This window comes from Streptomyces sp. NP160 (assembly GCF_006335115.1).
Taxonomy (GTDB): domain Bacteria; phylum Actinomycetota; class Actinomycetes; order Actinomycetales; family Quadrisphaeraceae; genus Quadrisphaera.
Genome location: NZ_VDMJ01000020.1, coordinates 101,954 through 123,727, shown reverse-complemented (window position 1 = coordinate 123,727; position 21,774 = coordinate 101,954). Strand labels below are relative to the sequence as shown.

General features: G+C 76.1%; 21 protein-coding genes. 8 read left to right on the top strand and 13 right to left on the bottom strand.

Annotated elements, in window-relative coordinates; all coding sequences use genetic code 11:
- The first annotated feature begins 249 nt into the window (after positions 1-249).
- Positions 250-1,911 (top strand): SpoIIE family protein phosphatase, encoded by a 1,662-nt coding sequence (locus FHN55_RS11580; RefSeq protein ID WP_139712454.1) that lies wholly within the window; start codon positions 250-252, stop codon positions 1,909-1,911.
- Between the two features lie 56 nt (positions 1,912-1,967).
- Here the strand turns inward: FHN55_RS11580 and panB are convergent, their stop codons facing one another.
- The 3 genes from panB to FHN55_RS11565 are packed head-to-tail and all read right to left on the bottom strand — an operon-like array spanning position 1,968 to position 6,169.
- Entirely contained in the window at positions 1,968-2,783 is an 816-nt protein-coding gene (panB, locus tag FHN55_RS11575) for a 3-methyl-2-oxobutanoate hydroxymethyltransferase (protein ID WP_139712453.1), read from the bottom strand.
- Positions 2,780-4,600 carry an NAD+ synthase gene (locus FHN55_RS11570; RefSeq protein WP_139712452.1) on the bottom strand — a complete coding sequence of 607 codons (1,821 nt, stop codon included), beginning with the start codon at positions 4,598-4,600 and terminating at the stop codon, positions 2,780-2,782. The genes panB and FHN55_RS11570 overlap by 4 nt, the downstream gene beginning before the upstream one ends.
- Before the next feature lie 9 nt (positions 4,601-4,609).
- Positions 4,610-6,169 carry an MFS transporter gene (locus FHN55_RS11565; protein ID WP_218974588.1) on the bottom strand — a complete coding sequence of 520 codons (1,560 nt, stop codon included), beginning with the start codon at positions 6,167-6,169 and terminating at the stop codon, positions 4,610-4,612.
- A 55-nt stretch (positions 6,170-6,224) separates the two neighbouring features.
- On the opposite strand from FHN55_RS11565, the gene glnA reads away from it, so the two are divergent.
- The 4 genes from glnA to FHN55_RS11545 are packed head-to-tail and all read left to right on the top strand — an operon-like array spanning position 6,225 to position 12,195.
- Positions 6,225-7,571, top strand: coding sequence for a type I glutamate--ammonia ligase (gene glnA, locus FHN55_RS11560; RefSeq protein ID WP_139712451.1), 1,347 nt, complete (start codon positions 6,225-6,227; stop codon positions 7,569-7,571).
- A 20-nt stretch (positions 7,572-7,591) separates the two neighbouring features.
- Positions 7,592-8,350 carry a type 1 glutamine amidotransferase gene (locus FHN55_RS11555; protein ID WP_218974587.1) on the top strand — a complete coding sequence of 253 codons (759 nt, stop codon included), beginning with the start codon at positions 7,592-7,594 and terminating at the stop codon, positions 8,348-8,350.
- Complete coding sequence (locus tag FHN55_RS11550; protein WP_373995727.1) at positions 8,347-11,469, top strand: bifunctional [glutamine synthetase] adenylyltransferase/[glutamine synthetase]-adenylyl-L-tyrosine phosphorylase; 3,123 nt, start codon at positions 8,347-8,349, stop codon at positions 11,467-11,469. Before FHN55_RS11555 ends, FHN55_RS11550 begins: the two co-directional genes overlap by 4 nt.
- A 36-nt stretch (positions 11,470-11,505) precedes the next feature.
- The gene (locus FHN55_RS11545) at positions 11,506-12,195 is read left to right on the top strand and encodes an SDR family oxidoreductase (protein ID WP_218974586.1); all 690 of its coding nucleotides are present in this window, start codon (positions 11,506-11,508) and stop codon (positions 12,193-12,195) included.
- A 39-nt stretch (positions 12,196-12,234) separates the two neighbouring features.
- Here FHN55_RS11545 and FHN55_RS22695 read toward each other — a convergent pair whose 3' ends face one another.
- From FHN55_RS22695 to FHN55_RS11530, 4 genes are read right to left on the bottom strand one after another with little or no spacing between them, the layout of a single operon-like run.
- Positions 12,235-12,375 carry a hypothetical protein gene (locus tag FHN55_RS22695; RefSeq protein ID WP_180357787.1) on the bottom strand — a complete coding sequence of 47 codons (141 nt, stop codon included), beginning with the start codon at positions 12,373-12,375 and terminating at the stop codon, positions 12,235-12,237.
- A gap of 4 nt (positions 12,376-12,379) precedes the next feature.
- Positions 12,380-12,715: a hypothetical protein gene (locus FHN55_RS11540; protein ID WP_139712449.1), complete on the bottom strand. Its 336-nt coding sequence runs from the start codon at positions 12,713-12,715 to the stop codon at positions 12,380-12,382.
- Positions 12,712-13,572 (bottom strand): glycosyltransferase family 2 protein, encoded by an 861-nt coding sequence (locus FHN55_RS11535; RefSeq protein WP_139712448.1) that lies wholly within the window; start codon positions 13,570-13,572, stop codon positions 12,712-12,714. Before FHN55_RS11535 ends, FHN55_RS11540 begins: the two co-directional genes overlap by 4 nt.
- Complete coding sequence (locus tag FHN55_RS11530) at positions 13,569-14,522, bottom strand: glycosyltransferase family 2 protein (protein ID WP_139712447.1); 954 nt, start codon at positions 14,520-14,522, stop codon at positions 13,569-13,571. The genes FHN55_RS11535 and FHN55_RS11530 overlap by 4 nt, the downstream gene beginning before the upstream one ends.
- A 127-nt stretch (positions 14,523-14,649) precedes the next feature.
- Here FHN55_RS11530 and FHN55_RS11525 point away from each other — a divergent pair, with 127 nt between their 5' ends.
- Entirely contained in the window at positions 14,650-15,663 is a 1,014-nt protein-coding gene (locus FHN55_RS11525) for an NAD-dependent epimerase/dehydratase family protein (protein WP_373995726.1), read from the top strand.
- Entirely contained in the window at positions 15,660-16,196 is a 537-nt protein-coding gene (locus tag FHN55_RS11520; RefSeq protein ID WP_139712446.1) for a 2'-5' RNA ligase family protein, read from the top strand. The genes FHN55_RS11525 and FHN55_RS11520 overlap by 4 nt, the downstream gene beginning before the upstream one ends.
- Positions 16,197-16,217: 21 nt before the next feature.
- Here the strand turns inward: FHN55_RS11520 and FHN55_RS11515 are convergent, their stop codons facing one another.
- Positions 16,218-17,183 carry an AlkA N-terminal domain-containing protein gene (locus FHN55_RS11515; protein WP_257570891.1) on the bottom strand — a complete coding sequence of 322 codons (966 nt, stop codon included), beginning with the start codon at positions 17,181-17,183 and terminating at the stop codon, positions 16,218-16,220.
- A gap of 66 nt (positions 17,184-17,249) precedes the next feature.
- Between FHN55_RS11515 and map the strand changes: the two genes are divergently transcribed.
- Positions 17,250-18,038, top strand: a complete 789-nt coding sequence (map, locus tag FHN55_RS11510; protein ID WP_139712444.1) for a type I methionyl aminopeptidase — start codon at positions 17,250-17,252, stop codon at positions 18,036-18,038.
- An 82-nt stretch (positions 18,039-18,120) separates the two neighbouring features.
- Here the strand turns inward: map and FHN55_RS11505 are convergent, their stop codons facing one another.
- The 5 genes from FHN55_RS11505 to FHN55_RS24280 all read right to left on the bottom strand — a co-directional run bounded on the left by FHN55_RS11505 (position 18,121) and on the right by FHN55_RS24280 (position 21,705).
- Entirely contained in the window at positions 18,121-18,987 is an 867-nt protein-coding gene (locus FHN55_RS11505; protein ID WP_139712443.1) for an alpha/beta fold hydrolase, read from the bottom strand.
- Positions 18,988-19,075: 88 nt separating this feature from the next.
- Positions 19,076-19,555, bottom strand: a complete 480-nt coding sequence (locus FHN55_RS11500) for a MarR family winged helix-turn-helix transcriptional regulator (RefSeq protein WP_139712442.1) — start codon at positions 19,553-19,555, stop codon at positions 19,076-19,078.
- Complete coding sequence (locus FHN55_RS11495; RefSeq protein WP_139712441.1) at positions 19,555-20,502, bottom strand: glycosyltransferase family 9 protein; 948 nt, start codon at positions 20,500-20,502, stop codon at positions 19,555-19,557. The genes FHN55_RS11500 and FHN55_RS11495 overlap by 1 nt, the downstream gene beginning before the upstream one ends.
- Positions 20,503-20,512: 10 nt before the next feature.
- Positions 20,513-21,268, bottom strand: coding sequence for an SDR family oxidoreductase (locus FHN55_RS11490; RefSeq protein WP_257570888.1), 756 nt, complete (start codon positions 21,266-21,268; stop codon positions 20,513-20,515).
- A complete protein-coding gene (locus tag FHN55_RS24280) occupies positions 21,265-21,705 on the bottom strand; it encodes an adenylyltransferase/cytidyltransferase family protein (protein ID WP_373995729.1) in 441 nt (146 codons plus the stop codon). The genes FHN55_RS11490 and FHN55_RS24280 overlap by 4 nt, the downstream gene beginning before the upstream one ends.
- Between the last annotated feature and the right edge of the window lie 69 nt (positions 21,706-21,774).

Here is a 21,774-nt window from a genome sequence, read left to right as displayed (position 1 = left end):
ATAATCGTCCACCATCTATCGACAGTCAATGGTCTGAGCGGTGGGGGCGGCCGTCAGCCCCTCGCTCCGTCCGCGGTCTGCCGACTCGGCCGCACGTCGGACGCGCAGGCGCTGGTTACGTCAGCGTGACCACGTGTAGCGTTCGGTGACACACGCCATGCAACTCCGCGCGGCAAGCTGCACTGCGACGTGCCCGCACCTGCTCTGGACCGCCATGCGCACCTCTTCGCCGTCGAAGCCCCTCGTGTCGTGCTGACCGCCGAGCCGGAGTGGCTGCGCCCCTTCCACTGGGACCTGGCGCACCTGGCGACCTACCGCGGGGAGCGCTCCAAGCCCCTCCTGGAGGAGGCCGTCGACCTGGCCGTGCGGATGACGGGGGCCTCCTACGGGGCCTACTTCAAGACCGTCGGCACCGAGCGCCTGGACGCCTTCGCCCTGTCGGGCATCCCCCGCGACGTCTTCCCGCGCCCGGCGGAGGTGGGCCTCCCCCCGGTGCGCATCACCGACGTCTTCGCCCCCACGGTCTCCGAGGGGGGCAGCAGCGTGCTCATCGACGACCTGTTCGCCGACGACCGCTACGGGAGGATGGGCGGGATGCCGCCCGGCCACCCACCGGTGCGCTCCTACCTGGCGGTGCCGGTCAAGAGCATCCAGGGCGTCATGCTCGGAGCGATCCTGCTCGCCCACGTCGAGCCGGGGCGCTTCGACGACGCCAGCCGCCACCAGGCCGAGGCGGTGGCGACCTACGCCGCGGTGGCGATCGAGAACGCCCGCTCCTACGAGGCCGAGCAGCTGGCGATGGCTCGCCTGGGCGAGCTGGCGCAGGTCCTGCAGCGCTCCCTCCTCCCGCGCGCCCTGCCCTCGCTGGACCGGGTGGAGGTGGCCGTGCGCTACCTGCCCGCGGAGGCCGGGCAGGAGGTCGGCGGCGACTGGTACGACGCCGTGGTCTCCGACCACCAGGTCACCTTCGTCATCGGGGACGTGCAGGGGCACTCCACCGCTGCGGCCGCCCTGATGGGCCAGCTGCGCACCGCGGTGCGCGCCTACGTGTCCGAGGGCCACGCGCCGGGGGCGGCGCTGGCGCGCACCAACGCCCTGCTGGACGACCTGGGCTCGGACCTGTTCGCCACCTGTGCCCTGGTGCAGCTGGACCAGCACACCGGCGCGATGCGGGTGGCCTCCGCCGGTCACCCCCCGCCGCTGGTGGTGCGCAAGGGGGCCGTCTGCGAGGTCGAGGTCGAGCCGGGGGTCCCGCTGGGAGTCGCGCCCGGCACGACCTACCCCGAGACCCTGGTGCAGCTGACCGGGCGCGCTGAGGTGCTCCTGTACACCGACGGGCTGGTGGAGACGGCTGCTGGTGGTGTCACCGCGGACCTGCCGAGGGTGATGTCGATCGCCGCGGAGCCCCACCGCGACATCGAGGCGGTGGTGGAGGCCGTGCTGTCCGGGGTGGCCTCCCACCTGACCGACGACGTGGCGCTGCTGGGCCTGTCCTACGCCGGCCCGGTCGGGCAGGCCGCCGAGCTGGACGTGGAGGGGTCTGTCGGCGCCCCGGGCCTGTGCCGGCGCTTCCTGCACCGCCAGCTGGACCTGTGGGGCGTGGACGAGGACACCACGGACTCCGCCGCGGTGGTCCTCTCGGAGCTGGTGACCAACGCCGCCATCCACGCCCACGGGCGGGTGCGGCTGAAGCTGGAGGTGGTGGACGGACGGCTGCGGATCAGCGTCACCGACGCCTCCACCGGCCGTCCGCGCCAGCGCCAGGCCGAGGAGGGGGCCCTGGGCGGGCGGGGCCTGGCGATCGTCGAGGCGATGAGCGAGGACTGGGGCGTGGTGATGCGCCCGACCGGCAAGACCGTGTGGTCCCAGCTGGCCATCTCCGGGCCCGGCGGCCAGCCTGCGGGTCGCTGACCCCTGCGAGCTGGTGCCGTGCGGTGGCGCCGAGCGCTCGACGGCCGCGGAGGGGGCTACTCGGGGACGGTGTGCTCCGGACCGGGGAAGGCGCGGGAGCGGACCTCGGCGGCGTACTCGGCCGCCGCGTCCCGCAGCGCCGTGCGCAGCTGCGCGTAGGCCTTGGCCAGCCTGGGCGAGCGCGCCGACAGGCCCGCCATGTCCAGCCACACGAGCACCTGCCCGTCGCAGCCGGCCCCCGCGCCGATGCCGATGGTGGGGATGTCCAGCGCTGCCGTCACGCGCTCGGCGACCGGTCCCGGGACCACCTCGAGGACGACGGCGAAAGCACCGGCCTCCTGCAGCGCGAGGGCGTCGGCCAGCAGCTCGTCGGCGGCGGCGCCGCGCCCCTGCACGCGGGGCCCGCCCATGGCGTTGACGGACTGCGGGGTGAAGCCGAGGTGGCCCATCACGGGGATGCCGGCGTCCACGAGGGCCTTCACCTGCGGGGCCACGCGGCGGCCGCCCTCCAGCTTCACGCCGTGCGCGAGGCCCTCCTTGAGCATGCGCACGCCCGTGCGCAGCGCCTGCGCCGGGCCCTCCTCGTAGGAGCCGAACGGCAGGTCGGCGACGACGAACGGCCGGCCGCCGCGCGAGGCGACGGCCCGCACGTGGGGCAGCAGGTCCTCGACGGTCACGGGGAGGGTGGTGGCGTGGCCGTGCAGGTTGTCGCCCACGGAGTCGCCCACGAGCAGCACGTCGATGCCCGCCTCGGCGAAGACGTCCGCGGTCACCGCGTCGTAGGCGGTGAGCATGGTGATGGGCTGCCCGGCCGCCTTCATCGCGCGCAGGTGGTGCACCCGCACGCGCTTCGGGGCGATCTGCTCGCTCATCGGGACTGCTGCTCCCGCCAGTGGGTGGTGATGGGCAGGCGCCGGTCGCGACCGAACGCCACGGAGCTGATCTTGACGCCCGGGGCGAACTGCCGCCGCTTCCACTCGGCGCGGTCGACGAGCCCGACGACCTCGTCCACCACCTCCGCCTCGAACCCCGCCTCGAGCAGCTCGCTGCGGCCCTGCGCGCCCACCACGTAGTGCTCGAGCACGTCGTCGAGCACCTCGTAGGGGGGCAGCGAGTCCTGGTCGGTCTGACCGGGGCGCAGCTCCGCCGAGGGCACCTTGGAGATCGAGTTCTCGGGGATGGGCGGGACCTCGCCGCGCGCGACGGCCTGCGCGTTGCGCCAGCGGGCCAGCTCCCACACGAGCATCTTGGGCACGTCCTTGAGCGGGGCGTACCCGCCGACGGAGTCCCCGTAGAGCGTCGAGTACCCGACGCTCAGCTCGGACTTGTTGGACGTCGCCAGCACGAGGTGCCCCTCGGAGTTGCTCAGCGCCATGAGCGTGGTGCCGCGGACGCGCGCCTGGAGGTTCTCCTCGGCGACCGGCGACAGGGTCATGGCGTCGCCCAGACCGGCGGTGAACGCGTCGACCATCGGCGCGATGGGGATGGTCCGGTAGTCCAGACCCGTGCGGGCGGCGAGGTCGTCGGCGTCGCTGCGGGAGTGCTCGCTGGAGTACGACGACGGCAGGGAGATGCCCGTCACGGCCTGCGGCCCCAGCGCGTCCACGGCGATGGCCGCCACGAGCGCCGAGTCGATGCCGCCGGACAGGCCGAGGGCGACCCTGCGGAAGCCGTTCTTGCGGACGTAGTCGCCCAGGCCCAGCTGCAGCGCGGCCCACACCTCGCCCACCTCGTCGAGCCGCTCGCGCTCGACCGCCTCGACGGCCGGGCGCTCGCGGCCCGCGGTGGCCGGGCGGTCGCTGACGACGACGTGCTGCACGCCCGCGGGCAGCGCCTGCGGGTCGAGCCCGTTCTGCGCCAGGTCGACGTCCACCACGAGCAGGTCCTCGGCGAACTGGGCGCCGCGGGCCAGGAGCTCGCCGTCGGCGGCGACCACGAGCGAGTCGCCGTCGAAGACGAGGTCGTCCTGACCGCCGACGAGGTTCAGCCACGCCAGCGGGCAGCCGGCCTCGCGGGCCCGCCGCTGCGCGAGCTCCAGGCGCGTGTCGTCCTTGTCGCGCTCCCACGGCGAGCCGTTGACCACCAGCAGCAGCTCCGCACCGGCCTCCCGGGCGCGCTCGACCGGGCCGCCGTCCTGCCAGAGGTCCTCGCAGATGACCACGGCCACGTCGACACCGCCGATGCGCGCCACGAGCAGGTCGCGGCCGGGCACGAAGAAGCGGAACTCGTCGAAGACGCCGTAGTTGGGCAGGTGGTGCTTGGCGTACCGGGCGACCACCAGGCCGCGGTGGAGCACGGCCGCGCAGTTCTGCGGCATGCCCTTGGGCACGCCGACCACGCCGCGCTCGTCGCGGCCCGAGCCGGCGCGGGCGGCTGCCTCGACGTCGAGCTGGCTCTCCACGTCGGTGACGCGGTCGAGGTAGCCGACGACGACGGGGGTCTCGCCCAGGCCGTCCGCGGCGAGGTCGCGGGCCAGCTGCTGCACGCACGCGCGGGAGGCCTCGACGAAGGAGGAGCGCAGCGAGAGGTCCTCCACGGGGTAGCCCGTGAGCACCATCTCGGGGAAGGCCACGAGGTCCGCGCCGGCGGCGGCGGCGCTCGCGGCGCGCTCCCGCACCAGGGCGGCGTTGCCGGGCAGGTCCCCGACCGTGGCGTTGACCTGGGCCAGCGCGAGGCGCAGCTGCGTCATGGTTCGAGCCTAGCCAGCGCTGCGGGGGCGTCCGCCATCGCTCGCGCCGGCGCCCGACCGCTCGTCGTCGTCGCCGCCAGCGGCTGAGGAGCCGTCGCCGCGACCGCTGCGGCGGACGTCGACCAGGGCGACCACCAGCGCCGCCAGCACGAGCAGCGCGCTCATGCCGAGGGCCGCGGACAGGCCGTCGCGGGGGTCCCCGGCGCCGCTGACGGAGAGGAACACCGCGCTCACCACGGCCAGCCCGATGCCGGACCCCACGCGCTGGAAGGTCTGGAACACCCCGGAGGCGCTGCCGGCGTCGCGGCCGTCGATGTTGGCCAGCGACAGGTTGACGTTGGGGCCGATGACCACGCCGCTGCCGAAGCCGGCCACGAGGAACGGCACCAGCAGGAGCAGACCGGTCCAGGAGTCGCCCACGGCCGGGGCCACGAGCTCGACCACGGCGATGACGGCCAGCAGGCCGACGACGACGCCGACCAGCCCGCGCACCACCAGCTGGCGCCCCTGGGCCGCCACCCGCTTGCCGGCCCACGGCGCGGCGACCGCGGAGGCCAGCGCGAACGGCGTCTGGGTCAGGCCGGCCTCGAGCGCGGAGTAGCGCAGCGCGTCCTGCAGGTAGAGCGTGACCGTGAAGAAGATGGCGATGAACCCGCCGAAGTACAGCGACCCGAGCAGCACCCCGGGCCCGAAGCCGGGCGCCCCGAGCAGCCCCGGGCGCGCCAGCGGCAGGTGACCGGCGGCGGCGTAGCGGCGCTCCCAGCGCACGAACGCCCAGCCGCTGGCCGCGGCCACCACGAGCGCCACCACCACCAGCAGCGGGCCGAGCACCGAGCGCTCCTGCACGGCGCCCAGCACGAGCCCGACCGCGACGGCGAGCAGCACGGTGCCCACCCAGTCCAGCCGCGAGCGCTCGGCGCTGGCGCGGTCGGAGATGAGCTTGAGCCCCAGCACGAACGCCACCGCGGCCACCGGCATGTTGACGAGGAAGACGAGCCGCCACGACTCCTCCCACGGCACCAGCGTGATGATGACGCCCCCGAGCAGCGGGCCGACCGCCGTCGACAGGCCGACGGTGGCGCCGAACCTGCCGAAGGCCCGGCCGCGCTCCGCGCCGCGGAACTCGGAGTTGATGATCGCGGTGATCTGGGGGTTGAGGACCCCCGCGCCCAGTCCCTGCGCGATGCGGGCGGCGATGAGCGCCTCGGGGTTCGGCGCCAGGCCGCAGGCCAGCGAGCCGAGGGCGAAGAGGACCAGGCCGACGAGGAAGATCTTCTTGCGGCCGTAGGAGTCGCCCAGGCGCCCCGCGGGCACCAGGGCCAGGCCGAACACCACCGCGTAGCCGGTGACGACCCACTGCAGCTGGCTGCCGGAGGCCCCCAGGCCGGAGGAGATGGACGGCAGCGCGACGTTGACGATGCTGACGTCGAGCAGGGTCATGAAGCCGGTGACGAGGCAGACCCACAGCACCTGCCAGCGCCGGGGGTCCACCCCGCCGCCGCCGCCCCCGCCGGGGCTGCCGGCGGGTCCGGTGGAGCTCTCCGGCTGCGCGGAGGAGTGGGTGGTCACGACTGACCATCCTCACCGCGGACGAGCGGTCGCGCGCGTTCGGCATGATGCCCCCATGGACAGGCAGCAGGAGTTCGTGCTCCGTTCGGTGGAGGAGCGCGACATCCGGTTCATCCGGCTGTGGTTCACCGACGTCAACGGGTCGCTGAAGTCGGTGGCCGTGGCGCCCGCGGAGCTGGAGAGCGCCTTCTCCGAGGGCATCGGCTTCGACGGCAGCGCCATCGAGGGGCTGACCCGCGTCTCCGAGGCGGACATGCTGATGCGCCCCGACCCGGCGACCTACCAGGTGCTGCCGTGGCGCACCGACTCCGTCTCGGGGCAGGGCACGGCGAGGATGTTCTGCGACATCCTCACGCCGGAGGGCACGCCCGCCGCCTCGGACTCCCGGCAGGTGCTCAAGCGGGTGCTGGCGAGGGCCGCCGACGCCGGCTTCACCTTCTACACGCACCCCGAGGTGGAGTTCTACCTGCTCCAGGACGACGCGCGGAAGACCGGCGTCCCGGTGCCGATCGACTCCGGCGGCTTCTTCGACCACGTGGCCCGCGGGGAGGGGCAGGACTTCCGCCGGCAGGCGATCTCGATGCTCGAGGCGATGGGCATCTCGGTGGAGTTCAGCCACCACGAGGCCGGCCCGGGCCAGAACGAGATCGACCTCCGCTACGCGGACGCGCTGTCCACGGCGGACAACATCATGACCTTCCGCACGGTGATCAAGGAGGTCGCGATCCAGCAGGGCGTCTACGCGACCTTCATGCCCAAGCCGATCGCGGGGCAGCCGGGCTCGGGCATGCACACCCACATGTCCCTGTTCGAGGGCGACCGCAACGCCTTCCACGACCCGGGCGGCCAGTACGGGCTCTCCAAGACCGGCAGGGCCTTCATCGCGGGCCTGCTGCGGCACGCCCACGAGATCACCGCGGTCACCAACCAGTACGTGAACTCCTACAAGCGCCTGTGGGGCGGTGACGAGGCGCCGTCCTACGTCTGCTGGGGGCACAACAACCGCTCCGCGCTGGTGCGCGTGCCCATGTACAAGCCGCGCAAGGCGGGGGCCGCGCGCGTGGAGTACCGGGCGCTGGACTCGGCCGCCAACCCCTACCTGTCCTTCGCGCTGCTGCTGGCCGCCGGCCTCAAGGGCGTGGAGGAGGGCTACGAGCTGCCCGAGCCCACCGACGAGGACGTCACGCGCATGACCGACGCGGAGCGCCGCGTCATGGGCATCACCCCGCTGCCGGCCAGCCTGGACCGCGCGCTCACCGTGCTGGAGTCCTCCGACCTGGTGGCCGAGACCCTCGGCGAGCACGTGGTCGACTACCTCCTGCGCGACAAGCGCGAGGAGTGGAGCCAGTACCGGGCGCAGGTCACGCCGTACGAGCTGCGGCGGCACCTCCCCGTGCTGTGAGCGGTGCTGTGAGGAGTGCTGTGAGGAGTGCGCACGGGGGTCCCGTCGTCCTCGTGGTCGAGCACGAGGCCGGCTGCCCGCTGGGGCGGCTGGAGCCGCTGCTGGCGGGCTCCTCGCGGCTCGACGTGCGCCGGCCCTGGGCGGGTGACCCGCTGCCGACCGGGCGCGGCGCGCTCGACGGCGTGGACGCGCTCGTCGTCCTCGGCGGCCAGGTGGCCGCCTGGGACGACGACGTCGCGCCGTGGCTCCCGGCCACCCGGGCGCTGCTCGCGCGGGCGGCGTCGGGCGGCGTGCCGGCGCTCGGGCTCTGCCTGGGCGCCCAGCTGCTGGCGCTCGCCACCGGCGGCCGCGTGGAGCGGGGCCCGGCCGGACCCGAGGCGGGGCTGCTGCCCGTGCGCGCCACGGACGCGGGCCGGGCCGACGCGCTGGTGGGCGCCGTCGTCGCCGACCTCGGCGAGCGGTGGGAGGCCCCGCAGGCGCACGGTGATGCCGTGACCGCGCTGCCGCCGGACGCCGAGCTGCTCGCCTCCTCCGACCTCTACCGCGTGCAGGCCCTGCGCGTGGGGGAGAGCGCCTGGGGCGTGCAGTACCACCCCGAGGTCACCCCGGCGGACCTGCTGGGGTGGCTGGCCGACCACCACGCCGAGGAGCTGGCCGCGCGCGGGAGCGGCGTGGACGCCCAGCGCACGGCCGTGGCGCAGGCCGAGCCGCGGCTGGCGCAGCTGGCCGCCGTGCACGCGCGGGTGCTGCTCGAGGCGGCGGGAGCGCGGGCGCGGTGAGCCCCGTGACGGGCACTCCCACCGGCAGCGCCGCCGGCCAGGAGCCGGGCGCGCGCCTCGACAGCGCCGCCGCCCAGCTGCTGCGCCAGGGCTTCACCGGGGGCCGCAGCGCCGTCAAGCTGCTGTCCGACCGCGCCCTGGAGCCCCTCGCGCGCCGTGCGGGCGGGCTGGACGGGGTGGTCGGTGCGCTGGGCGCCACCGCCGACCCCGACCGCGCCCTGCTGGCGCTGGTGCGCCTCCTGGAGCGCACCGACGAGGCGGCCCTGCTCGCCGTCCTGGCCGAGCCCTCCGCCGTGCGCGACCGGCTGCTGGCGGTGCTCGGGGGCTCCGTGGCGCTGGGGGAGCACCTGGTGCGCCACCCCGAGCAGTGGCGCGCCGTCACCGAGGACCCGCTGCTCCCGCCGGTCGACGAGGGCGTGGACGGCATCGGGGACGACGACGACGCCGACCGCGGCGGTGACCGCTGCGCGGTGCGCGCGCTGCTCCTGCGGGCCGTGGGGGCCGACCCCGCCGCCCCGGCGCCCGTGGCGGCGCTGACCGGTGACGAGGGCCGCGACGCGCTGCGCCTGGCGTACCGCGAGCGGCTGCTGGCGATCGCCGGGGCGGACCTCGCCAGCACCGCGCCGCTGGCCGCGGTGGACGCCGTGACGCGCTCGCTGTCGGACCTCGCCGACGCCGCCCTGGAGACCGCGCTGGCGCTGGCGCGCGCCGCGGTGGAGGGCTCGCAGGCCTGCCGGCTCGCGGTCATCGCCATGGGCAAGTGCGGGGCGCGGGAGCTGAACTACGTCAGCGACGTCGACGTGGTCTACGTGGTGGCCCCCGGCCTCGCCTCCGAGGGCGGGGCGGCCGACGAGGAGGCGGCGATCGCGGTCGGCACGCGGCTGGCCAGCGAGCTGGCGCTGGCGTGCTCGGCGACCACCGCCGAGGGCGTGCTGTGGCCGGTGGACGCCAACCTGCGCCCCGAGGGCCGCGACGGGCCGCTGGTGCGGACCCTGGAGAGCCACCTGCAGTACTACCGGCGGTGGGCGAAGACCTGGGAGTTCCAGGCGCTGCTCAAGGCGCGCCCGGCCGCGGGCGACCCCGACCTGGGCGCCGCGTACGCCGCCGCCACGGCCGACCTCGTGTGGCGCGCCGCCGACCGCCCCGACCTCGTGCCGGGAGCGCAGGCGATGCGCCGGCGGGTGGAGCAGCACGTGCCCGCCAAGGAGCGCGACCGGCAGCTGAAGCTGGGACGCGGCGGCCTGCGCGACGTCGAGTTCAGCGTGCAGCTGCTGCAGCTGGTGCACGGGCGCACCGACCCCGCCCTGCGCACGTCCAACACGCTCGACGCCCTGCAGCGCCTCGCCGCCTACGGCTACGTCGGCCGCCACGACGCCGCCGAGCTCGACCACGACTACCGCTTCCTGCGGGTGCTGGAGCACCGGCTGCAGCTCAAGGCCGTGCAGCGCACCCACCTGCTGCCCACGTCCGAGGCGGACCTGCGGCGCCTGGGCCGCGCCGCCGGCGTCCCCGGCGGCGCGGAGGGCCTGCAGCGCGAGCTCGCCGTGGTGCGCCGGCGGGTGCGCCGCCTGCACGAGGCGCTGTTCTACCGGCCGCTGCTCGCCGCCGTCGCCGCGCTCAAGCCCGACGAGGTGCGCCTGTCGCCCGCGGCGGCGCAGGCGCGGCTGGGGGCGCTGGGCTACCGCGACCCGGCCGGGGCGCTGCGGCACATCGCCGCGCTGAGCTCGGGGGTGAGCCGGCGGGCCGCCATCCAGCGCCAGCTGCTGCCGGTGATGCTCGGGTGGTTCGCCGACGGTGCCGGGCCCGACGAGGGGCTGCTGAGCTTCCGGCGCATCAGCGAGAAGCTCGGCGGCTCGCACTGGTACCTGAAGATGCTCCGCGACGAGGGGGCGGCGGCGCAGCGGGTGGCGGTGGCGACGTCGTCGTCGCGGCTGGTGGCCGACGGGCTCGAGCGCGACGGGGAGGCCGTGCGCTGGCTGGGCGACGACGCCGAGCTGGCCCCCCGCTCGCGCTCCGCGCTGCGGGCGGAGGTGGACCGCGCCACCGCCCGCCAGGAGGACCTCGCCGCCGCCGCGGGGGTCGTCCGGCGGCTGCGCGGCCGGGAGATGCTCCGCACGGCCCTGGCCGACGTGCTCGGCCTGGTGGACGCAGCCGCCGTGCGCGAGGCCCTCAGCACCTCCACCGGCGCCGTGCTGGACGCCGCCGTCGACGTGGCCTGGCGGGCCCCGGCGGTGCTGGCCGCGGGCGGCGGGGAGCGGCTGACGCGCTTCGCCGTCGTCGGGATGGGCCGCCTGGGCGGTGCGGAGATGGGGTACGGCTCCGACGCCGACGTCGTCTTCGTCCACGACCCGCTGCCCGGCGTGCGCGGCGCCGACGCGCAGGACCAGGCCCTGCTGCTGGCCTCGGAGCTGACGCGGATCCTCACCGCGCCCGGACCCGAGCCCGCCCTGGAGGTGGACGCACGGCTGCGTCCCGAGGGCCGCAACGGGCCCCTGGCGCGCTCGCTGGGCTCCTGCCGGGAGTACTACCGGCGCTGGTCGGAGCCGTGGGAGGCGCAGGCGCTGCTGCGCGCGGTGCCGACGGCCGGCGACCTCTCGGTGGGCCGCGCGTTCTGCTCCCTGGTCGACCCGCTGCGCCACCCCGACGACGGCGCCGACGAGGCGGTGCTGCGCGAGGTGCGCCGCGTCAAGGCGCGCGTGGAGGGCGAGCGGCTGCCGCGCGGCATCGACCCCCGCCGCCACCTCAAGCTCGGGCCCGGCGGGCTGGCGGACGTCGAGTGGACCGCCCAGCTGCTGCAGCTGCGCCACAGCGGCGACCTCCCGGCCCTGCGCACGCCGTCGACCACGGGGGCGCTGCGCGCCGCCGCGGAGGCCGGCCTGGTGGCCGAGCGCGACGTCGAGGTGCTCGTCGAGGCCTGGGAGTTCGCCTCCCGGCTGCGCGACGCGCTGGTGCTGCACAGCGGCCGCCCCACCGACGTGCTGCCCCGGGAGGCGCGCGACCTCGACGCCGCGGCCCGGCTGCTGGGGTACCCGGCCGGGTCGGCCACGAAGGTCGAGGACGACCTGCGCCGCTCGGCGCGCCGCGCCCGCGCCGTGGTGGAGCGCGTCTTCTACGGCTGACGTGCGGGCGCGCGGTGATCAGGAGAGGCTTCCCCGGTGGACCTGCAGGACGCTCGGGTGCTGGTGACGGGTGCGACCGGAGGGCTGGGGCGACCGGTGTCGACCCGCCTCGCGGCCGCGGGGGCGCGCCTGGCGCTCACCGGCCGCGACGAGGGCCGCCTGGAGGAGGTGGCCGGCTCGCTGGGGGGCGACCGGCCGCTGACCGTGGCCGCCGACCTCACGCTGCCCGACCAGCCGCAGGCCGTCGTCGACGCGGCCGTGGAGCACCTCGGCGGCCTCGACGCCGTCGTCCACCTGGCGGGTGCGTCGGGCTTCGCCGCGGTGGGCACCGAGGACGACGACGCCCTCGACGAGCTGCTCCTCGTCGACTACCTGGCCCCGGTGCGCCTGCTGCGCGCCGCCCTGCCGGCGCTGCGGGAGGCGAAAGGGACCGCGCTCGTGGTGACCGCGGTGCTCGCCGAGGGACCCGTCGCGGGCATGGCCGCCTACGGCGCGGCGAAGGCGGCGCTGTCCAGCTACGTCGGCGCAGCTGCCAAGGAGCTGCGCCGCAGCGGCGTCCGCGTGGTGGACGCGCGCCCGCCGCACACCGAGACCGGCCTGGCCGACCGCCCGCTCACGGGCACCGCGCCCAAGCTCCCGCAGGGCAAGGACCCCGAGGAGGTCGCCGCCCGCCTCGTGAAGGCCCTCGTCGACGACGAGCGCGAGGTCCCCTCCTCCGCCTTCTGACGGACCACCGGGGTCCGCGCGGCGCGGTCGGGTGAGCGGTCAGCAGCCGCAGCTCTTCAGGGTCGGGTCGAGCGGGGCGTGCTCGGCGATGACGCGGCCCTCGCCGTCGTACCAGGTGAACAGCTCCACGCCGTCCACGACGCCCTCGCTGACCAGGCGCACCTCGTCGCTCGTGCTCACCGGCTCATCCTCGCGCGGGAGCCGCGCGCCGGCGAGGGGCCTTCCCGCGCCAGGCCAGGGACTGCGCGTCCAGGGGGCGCAGCACCTCGTCGCCGCCGTCGGCGATGGACTCCGCGAGCGACACCGCCCGCGCCAGCTGCTCGTCGGAGAGCCGCTCGAAGGCGGCGCCCCGGCCCCGGCCGAGGGCGTCGTACCAGCGCCCGCCGACCGCGTGGTCGAGCACCACCCGGCCCAGGCAGTGGTCGGCGTGCACCACCCACCGCTCGCGGGCGGCCCGCTCCGGCAGCTCGCGCAGCACCAGCGCGCGGTAGCGGGCCAGCAGCTCCTCCCGCGCGGTCACTGGCCCAGGGACCGCGCCACGGCCTCCAGCGGCGCCGGCACCACGCGGCGCGCCCGCAGGGCGCGCGGGGCGTCCCGCAGCGCCGGCAGGAGCGCTGCGCGCTCGGGCCCGCCGGCGCGCCACGCGCGCGCGGCCCGCGCCGCCACCACCGGCCAGGGCCGTCGCATGAGGGCGGTCAGCAGGGCCGAACGGGTGATGCGGGTGCGGCGGCGCACGTCGGTGTCGCGCGAGGCCGACCGCTTCGGGTGGTGGTGCACGACGAGCTCGGGCACGTAGGCGCTGCCCCAGCCGTCGCGGGCGAGGTCGAGCGCCACGCGCTCCTCCTCGCCGGGGAAGACCACCACGTCGTCGAAGCCGCCGACGGCCAGGAACGCCGACCGGCGGACCACGGCGGCGCACGCGATGAACCCCAGCGTGGACGGCCCGGGCAGGTCGGGCTCGGTGCCCAGCGGCGCGGCGGCCAGCACGTCGTTGAAGGGGTCGGGCCGCTCCGCCTCGCCCACGAGGATCCGGGCCGTGAGCAGACCCGCCCGCGGGTGCGCGTCGAGCAGCTCCACGGCGCGCTCCAGCGAGCCGGGCGCCCACCAGGAGTCGTCGTCGGCGAAGGCCACGTAGCGGGTGGACGCCCGCTGGACGCCGAGGGTGCGCGCCGCGGCCCCGCGGTTGGCCGGCAGCGGCACCACCTCCACCTGCGGCAGCGCGGCGCGCACGGCGTCGACGGTCCCGTCGCGGCTGCCGTTGTCGACCAGCAGCACGCCCAGCCCCTGCTCGAGGTGGCGCGGCAGCGACGCCAGCAGCTCCTCGCGGCGGTCCATGCTCGCCACGACCACGGTCACGGCGTCCTCGAGCGCGCTCATCCGACGTAGCTCCTCGCCGTCGAGCGGGTCTGGGCGTCCTCCAGGGCCAGGAAGCGCGCCTCGGCGTGCGGTGGCAGCGGGCGCCGCTCGCGCAGCACCCACGGCAGGCCGCGCACGGCGTCCGCGACGGCCAGCGCCGTCGTCCGGTCCTTGGGCACCTGCCGGGCGAGCACGCGCAGCCGCCGCAGCGCCGCGGGCCAGGGGCGGCGCAGCAGCGTGAACCAGACGGTGTTCCGGATGCCGTGGCGGCGCCGCAGGGAGGAGTCGCGCAGCGTCGAGGCCAGGTGGTGCACGGTGAGGTCGGGCAGGTAGCACAGCTCCCAGCCGGCGGCGGCGAGGTCGGCCGCGCACATCTCCTCCTCACCGCCCAGCCACAGCCGCGGGGAGAAGCCGCCCACCTGCTGGAAGGCGTCGACGCGCACCACGGAGGCCCCCGCGAGGAAGCTGCCCAGCGCCGGGCCCGGCAGGTCCGGACGAGACCCCACCACGGGGGAGTCGCGCAGCTCCGCGACGATCGGGTCCTCCCGCCCGCTGGGCTCCACCACGATCCGCGCGGTGAGGACGGCGACGTCGGGGTGGGCGTCCAGCACGTCGGCGGCGCGGGCGAGGCTGCCCGGCTCCCACCAGGTGTCGTCGTCGCAGAAGGCGGCGTAGCGCAGCCCCAGCTCCGCCAGGCGCGCCACCCCGGTGTTGCGCCCCACGGCGCCGGCGTTGTGCGCCAGCGCCACCACCTCCAGCTGCCCGGAGGCCACCGCCGCGGGGAAGGCTCGGCGCAGCGCGCCGGCCGTGCCGTCGGTGGAGCCGTTGTCGACGACGACGACGCGCGGCCGCTCGGGCAGCTCCACCAGGCGCGCGACGGCCGCGAGGGCCTCGTCACGGCGCTGCCAGGTGATGACCACCACGCCCAGGCGCGGGTCGAGGCTGTCGTCGGCGGGCTCGGTGCTGGGCATCGCGGCCGATCCTGCACCGGGCCCGCTCGGTTCGCGCGCCCAGCGCCGGTGGGGTCCACTGTCCCCGGACAGCGCCAGCGAGGTCGAGCACAGCGGCCCGGCTGCGCCGTGAACCGGGAGTCCTGCCGTGGCCCAGCCCAGCCCCACCCAGCCCGACCCGACCCCGTCGACCGTGCTGCCCCAGCGCGGGTTCCGCCGCGCGGTGGTGACCGGTGGCGCCGGGTTCCTCGGCAGCCACCTGTGCGAGGAGCTGCTCGCCCGCGGCACCCAGGTGGTGTGCCTGGACTCCTTCCTCACCGGCGGGCCGGGCAACGTGGCCCACCTGGCCGAGCGGTACCCGTCCTCGCAGTTCCGGATGGTGCGCTGCGACATCACCGACTTCGTGCACGTCCCGGGCGAGGTCGACCTGGTGCTGCACTTCGCCTCGCCGGCGTCCCCGATCGACTACCTGCAGCTGCCCATCGAGACCCTCAAGGTCGGCGCGATCGGCACGCTGCACGCGCTCGGCCTGGCCAAGGAGAAGGGCGCGCGGTTCCTGCTGGCCTCCACCAGCGAGGTCTACGGGGACCCGCAGGTGCACCCCCAGCCGGAGGACTACTGGGGCCACGTCAACCCCGTCGGCCCGCGCGGGGTCTACGACGAGGCCAAGCGCTACGCCGAGGCGATGACCACGGCCTACCGGACCACCCACGACGTCGACACCGCCATCGTGCGGATCTTCAACACCTACGGCCCGAGGATGCGCCCGCACGACGGGCGCGCCATCCCCACCTTCATCCGCCAGGCGCTCGCGGGGGAGCCGATCACCGTGGCCGGTGACGGGATGCAGACGCGGTCGGTCTGCTACGTCGACGACCTGGTGCGCGGCATCCTCGCGCTGGCCGGCAGCGGGCACCCGGGTCCGGTGAACGTGGGCAACCCGCACGAGATGACCGTCCGGCAGATCGCCGAGGACGTCGTGGCAGCCACCGGCTCGCGCTCGCAGGTGCGGTTCGTGGAGCGTCCCGTGGACGACCCGCAGGTGCGCCGTCCCGACACGACGCTGGCGCGCACGCTGCTGGGCTGGGAGCCTGCCGTGCCGTGGGAGCAGGGCCTGGCCAGCACCGTGGACTTCTTCACGGGGCTGCGGCAGGCCGCGTGACGGACCGCGCGGACGCACGGCCGCTCGTGGTGACCCTGGCCCTGGACGAGCAGAGCCAGCAGCGCCTCGACGGCCTGCGCCGCGCGCACTTCCCCGCGGACCGCAACCACCTGCCCGCCCACGTGACCTTCTTCCACGCGCTGCCGGGAGCCGAGGCCCAGCGCGTGCAGGAGGTGCTCGCCGAGCGGGCGGCCGCCACCCCGGCCTTCGGCGCGAGGGTCGGCGAGGTCATGCGGCTGGGGCGCGGGACCGCCCTGAAGGTGGTCTCCCGGGAGCTCGACGCACTGCACGCGCAGCTGCTGTCGCGCCTGCGCTCCGAGCTCGGCGACGACGCCCTCACGGCCCAGGACCGCCACCGCCTGCGCGCGCACGTCACCGTGCAGAACAAGGTCGACCCGGCCCGCGCCCGGGCGCTCGCGGACCGCCTCGAGGTGGAGGTGGCCCCGTGGCACGCCCGCGCGGCGGCGCTGGAGCTGTGGCGCTACGACGGCGGCCCCTGGGAGCCCGTGCGGACCCTGCCGCTGTCCCCGTGATCACGGACCTCCCGAGCACTGTCATCCCGGCAGGGCGTTGATGGCGTGCGGCAGCACCCCCCACAGGTGCTGCACGGCGCAGGACCGCCACGGCGCCCACGCCGCGGCCCGGCGGTCCAGCGGGCGGGCGTCCCCCGGCAGCCCCAGCTCGCGCGCCGCCGCGAGCACCCCCAGGTCGCTGGCGAGGAACGCGTCGGTGTCACCGAGGGCCCTCATCGTCACCGTCTGCGCCGTCCACGGACCGATGCCGGGCAGTGCCAGCAGCTGCGCGCGCGCCCGCTCGGGGTCACCGCCGTCGTCGACGTGGCGCAGGTCGAGGGTGCCGGCAGCGAGCACCCGGGCCAGGTTCCGCAGCGTCTCGCGGCGCCGGACGGGCAGCGCGAGCAGGCGCGTCGCCTCGTCGTCGTCGAGAGCGGCCACGGACGCAGCGCTGGGGAACAGCCGCAACCCGCTGGACCCGGCGGGCTCGCCGAGGGCCGCCGCGAGCCGTGCGGCGTGCGTGCGGGCGGCCGCCGTGGACACCTGCTGGCCGAGCACGGCGCGCAGCGCCACCTCCTCCGCGCTCGGCGAGCCGGGCGTGCGGCGCCCCGGCACCGCGGCGACGAGCGGCGCGAGCACCGGGTCCTGCGAGAGCGCGGTGTCGGGCAGCGACGGGTCGAGGTCCAGGTCGAGCAGCCGCCGGCAGAGCTGCACCGCGAGCGGCTCGTCGGCGGGGTCGGTGGTGGTGACGTCGGCTCGCACGGACGTCGCGTCCGGCCGCGGGACGTGGACGACGACGACGCCGGGCCCGCCGGGCAGGCGCAGGCTGCGCCGCAGCGCCCCGCGATACATGGTGGTGGCGGGCAGCCACTCCTCGACGCCCGGAACGGCCGTCGCCGCGAGGTGGCCGAAGAGCTGCGCGGCGTGCAGCGGCGGCGTGAAGGGCAGGTCCACGACGACCAGCCTGGTGGGCGGGTGCTGCGCGGTGTTCGGGAGGTCCGTGGTCACGGGCGGGAGGTGGTCCGGACGCCCATGATCACGGAGGGGGTGGGGGTGGGGTCGTAGCCTGGGGCGATGGCCAGCACGTCCACGGCAGAGCATCCCGTCAGGTCCGCCGCGGAGCTGGAGACCATGCGCGAGTCCGGTCGCGTGGTCGCGCTGGCGCTGCAGGCCGTGAAGGCCGCCGCGGTGCCCGGCGTGAAGCTGCGCGACCTCGACGACATCGCCCGCACCGCCCTGCACGAGGCGGGGGCGGAGAGCAGCTTCTTCGGCTACGCCCCGGCCTGGGCCCCCACCCCGTACAAGGGCGTGCTGTGCCTGTCGCCCAACGAGGTGGTCGTCCACGGCCCGCCGACGGGGCGCAGGCTCGCCGACGGCGACGTGCTGAGCATCGACTTCGGCGCCGCCGTGGACGGCTGGCACGGCGACGCCGCGATCACCGTCATCGCCGGCACCTCCACCGAGGAGGACCGCCGGCTCGTCGCGGCCACCGAGGAGGCGCTCGCGGCCGGCGTCACCGCCGCGGTGCCTGGGGCCACCCTGCTCGACGTCGCCACCGCCGTCGACGCGGTGGCGAGGCGGCACGGGTTCGCCCACCTGCCCGACCACGGCGGTCACGGCATCGGCCGCGCCATGCACGAGGCGCCGTTCGTGCCCAACCAGCCGCTCGCGGGCGCCCGCGACGTCCGCCTGGAGGCCGGTCACACGATCGCCATCGAGCCGATGCTGCTGCTGGGCTCGCCGGAGTACCGGACCGCGCGCGACGGCTGGTCGGTGGTGACCCGCGACCGCCGCCGCGCGGCGCACTTCGAGCACACGGTGGCCGTCACCGACGACGGCCCCGTCGTGCTCACCGCCCCCTGACCCCCGGACCTGGCGACGACCGGGGCCGGCGCGGGCGCGGGGCGCGCGCCGGCCTCGACCGTCGCAGAGGGGTGGGGCTGGGTCAGCTGGCGAGGAAGCCGAGCAGCACCCGGTTGAACTCCTCGGCGTGCGAGGCGTTGATGCCGTGCGGGCCGTCCTCCACGACGTGCAGCTGCGAGCCGGGGATGGCCTCGTGGCTGCGCTTGCCGGACACCTCGAACGGGACGATCGCGTCGCTGTCGCCGTGGATGACGAGCACCGGGATGCCAGCGGCGGCCACCGCCTCCACGTCACCGCGGAAGTCGGTGCGCCCGAACGCGGTGATGCAGTCCAGGGTGCCCTTGGGCGAGGCGAACTCCGCGATGTGGCGGGCGTACTGCCGCTGCGGCTCGCTGACCTTGACCTTGGGGCCGGTCAGGCCCTTGCCGGCGCTGAAGAAGTTGGTGGTGAACTCCTCCAGGAAGTCGATCCGGTCGGTCTTCACGCCCTGCTGGAACTGGGCGATGGTGTCGTCGTCCAGCCCGCCGTCGGGGTTGTCGGCCGACTTGTACAGGTAGGGCGGCACGGCGGCGGCCAGCACGGCCTTGGCGACCCGCGAGGTGCCGTAGCGGGAGACGTACCGCACCACCTCACCGCCGCCCATGGAGAAGCCGACGAGGGTGGCGCCGGTGACGTCGAGGTGCGTGAGCAGCGCGTCGAGGTCGGCGGCGAAGGTGTCGTAGTCGTAGCCGTCCCACGGCTGGGAGCTGTCGCCGAAGCCGCGGCGGTCGTAGGTGATGACGCGGTGGCCGGCCTCCACGAGCGCGGGGACCTGGGCCTCCCAGGAGCGGCCGGACAGCGGCCACCCGTGGATGAGCACCACGGGGGCACCCGTGCCGTGGTCTTCGTAGTACAGGTCGACCTCGGGCGTGGAACCCGTGGTGCTCTGTCCGACGACGAGGCGGGGCATCGATCTTCCCTTCGGTGGGGGTCCGCAGCCGTGCTGGCTGCTCCTCCACCGTCCCGCAGGGTCGTGTCGTGCGCGACCTGAAGGTCCGTCAGGCGGCCGGAGGCCTCTCCAGCCGGTCGACCATCTCGGTCAGCTGCGCCACCACGCCCTTCATCTCCGGGACGCTCAGCCCCGTGGCGCGGCACACGGCCCAGGGCACGTCGGCGAGCTCCTCGCCGAGCGCCCTGCCCTGGGGCGTCAGCGAGACCTCCACGCGCCGCTCGTCGTCGGTGGAGCGGGTCCGGGTGACCAGCCCGCGCTCGGCCAGGCGCGTCAGCAGCGGGGACAGCGTGCTCGACTCCAGGCCCAGCTCCTCGCCGACCCCGCCCACCGTGGTGGTGCCGCTGATGCGCAGCAGCGTGATGACGAGGTACTGCGGGTAGGTCAGCCCGTGGGGCGCGAGCAGCGGCCGGTACTGCGACGTGATGGCCCGCGAGGCGCGGTGCAGGGCGAGGCACAGCATCTCGCGGACCTCGAAGTCCCCGCCCGGCGCCGCGGCCTCCTGAGACGCCTGCTCGGTGGGTTGCATCAGTCCACCGTACCCGTGAGCACGTCGTGCACCGTGGTCCGGAGGAGGACGGGGTCGGGGGACGACCCGTGCGGGTCACCCTGCGCGTCCCCCGCGCGGGGACGCCAGAGCACCCGGTGGCGGTCGGCGTCCACCGCCGGACCCCACCGCGCCGGCGACGTGGGCCCGAAGAGCAGCACCGACGGCGTGCGGGTGGCCGTGGCCACGTGCGCGGCGCCGGTGTCGCCGGACAGCAGCAGCGGGCTGGAGGCCACCAGGTCCAGCAGCTGGGCCAGCGACAGCCGCCCGCACAGGTCGTCGGCACCGGCGGCCGCCACCTGCGCGCACACCGGCGCCTCGTCCGGCCCCCCGGTCACGACGACGACGCGGCCGGCGTCCCGCAGCGCGGCCACGACCTGCGCCCAGCGCTGCGCCGGCCAGCGCCGCGACGGCGAGGCGGCGCCGGGGTGCACCACCACCGGGCCCGCGCGCGCCTCGAGGGGCACGTCGCGCAGCACGAGGTCCTCCGGGCCGCACGCCCCGCCGAGACCGCGCACGAGGGCGCACCAGCGCTCCACCTCGTGCGCCTCGCCGTCCCAGGCGGCCTGGCTTGGGGCGTCGTACGCCACGAGCCGGGCGGGACGCAGCGCGGCCAGCGCCTGCGTGCTCTGCGGCCCGCGGCCGTGCAGGTTGACCGCCAGGTCGACCGTCGACCGGCCGCCGCCGCCCAGCACGTCGGGGTGGTCGGCGGCGGCACGCAGCAGCGCGTCGGGCTCCAGCGGCGCCAGCCCGCGCACGGGCAGCACCGCGTCGACCACGCCCTCGGCCACGAGCAGCGCGCCCGTCTCGGGCGGCCCGGCGAGCACCAGCCTCGCGTCCGGGCGGGCCCGCCGCAGGCCCCGCAGGGCGGGGACGCCGGTGAGGGCGTCGCCGAGCCCCAGCGCCCGCAGCGCGAGCACCGTCGTCACGAGCGGGGCCTCAGGGCCAGGACGGCTCCGTGGAGACGGTGACCACGATCTCGCGCACCTCGGTGCCGACCGGCTGCCGCAGCGCGTGCACCACCGACAGCGCCACCTGGCGCGGGTCCATGAGCGCGGCGTCCGGGCCGGGCCGGTACTGCTCGGTGCGCCCGTCGAAGAAGGCGGTGCGCATCCCGGCGGGCACGAGCATCGTCACGCCCACCTGCCCGGCCAGCTCCAGCTGCAGCGAGCGCGTGAACCCGACGATGCCGAACTTGCTGGCGCAGTAGGCGGTGGCGTCGCTGGCGGCGCGCAGCCCGAGGGAGCTGGCCACCGTCACCACGGTGCCGCGCGCGGCCACGAGGTGCGGCAGGCACGCCCGCACGGCTGCGGCCGTGCCGATGAGGTTCACCCCGATGACCTTCTCCCACCGGTCGGCGGGGACGTCCTCGAGCCGGCCCACCGCGTCGGTGCCGGCGGCGGTGAACAGCGCGGTGGGCGGGCCCACCTGCTCCACGAGGGACGCCACGGCGCGCTCGACGGCGGCGGCGTCGGAGACGTCGGCGAGGGCGTGCGCCGCTGCGGGCGATCCCTCCGGCGGCGCGGCCCTGTCGATGACGGCGGCGGTGCCGCCGAGGGCCGTCACCACCTCGACCACGGCGGCGCCGAGGCCGCTGGAGCCGCCGGTCACGTAGACGGTGCCGAGCGGGCGCTCGAGCTCCATCCCGTCCAGCAGCGGGGTGGACGGGGCGGTGGACGGGGTGGTGCTGGTCAAGAGGTCGTCTCCTGGTGCTTCGAGGTGGCCGGCGTCACCGAGGGCACGGCGCCGCGGGCGAGGATGGAGGTGGTGGAGCGCCCGTCGAGGTAGGGCAGCAGCACGACCCGGCCGCCCCAGCCGCGCACCAGCGGCGCCTCGGGCAGCTCGGCCCCGCCGTAGTCGCCGCCCTTGGCCCACACGTCGGGACGCAGGTCGGCCAGGGCGGTGCGGGGGTCGTCCTCGGAGAAGACGACGACGGCGTCCACGCAGTCGAGCGCGGCGAGCACCCGGGCGCGGTCCACTTCGTCGTTGACGGGCCGGGTGGGGCCCTTGAGCCGGCGCACCGAGGAGTCGGCGTTGAGCAGCACGACGAGCGCGTCGCCCAGCCGGCGCGCGGCCTCGAGGGTGGCGACGTGGCCGGCGTGCAGCACGTCGAAGCAGCCGCCCGTGGCCACCACGGTGCCGCCGGTGGCGCGCACGCGGGCGACGACGTCGGCGGCGCTGCTCGGGGCGCTCCGCTCGGC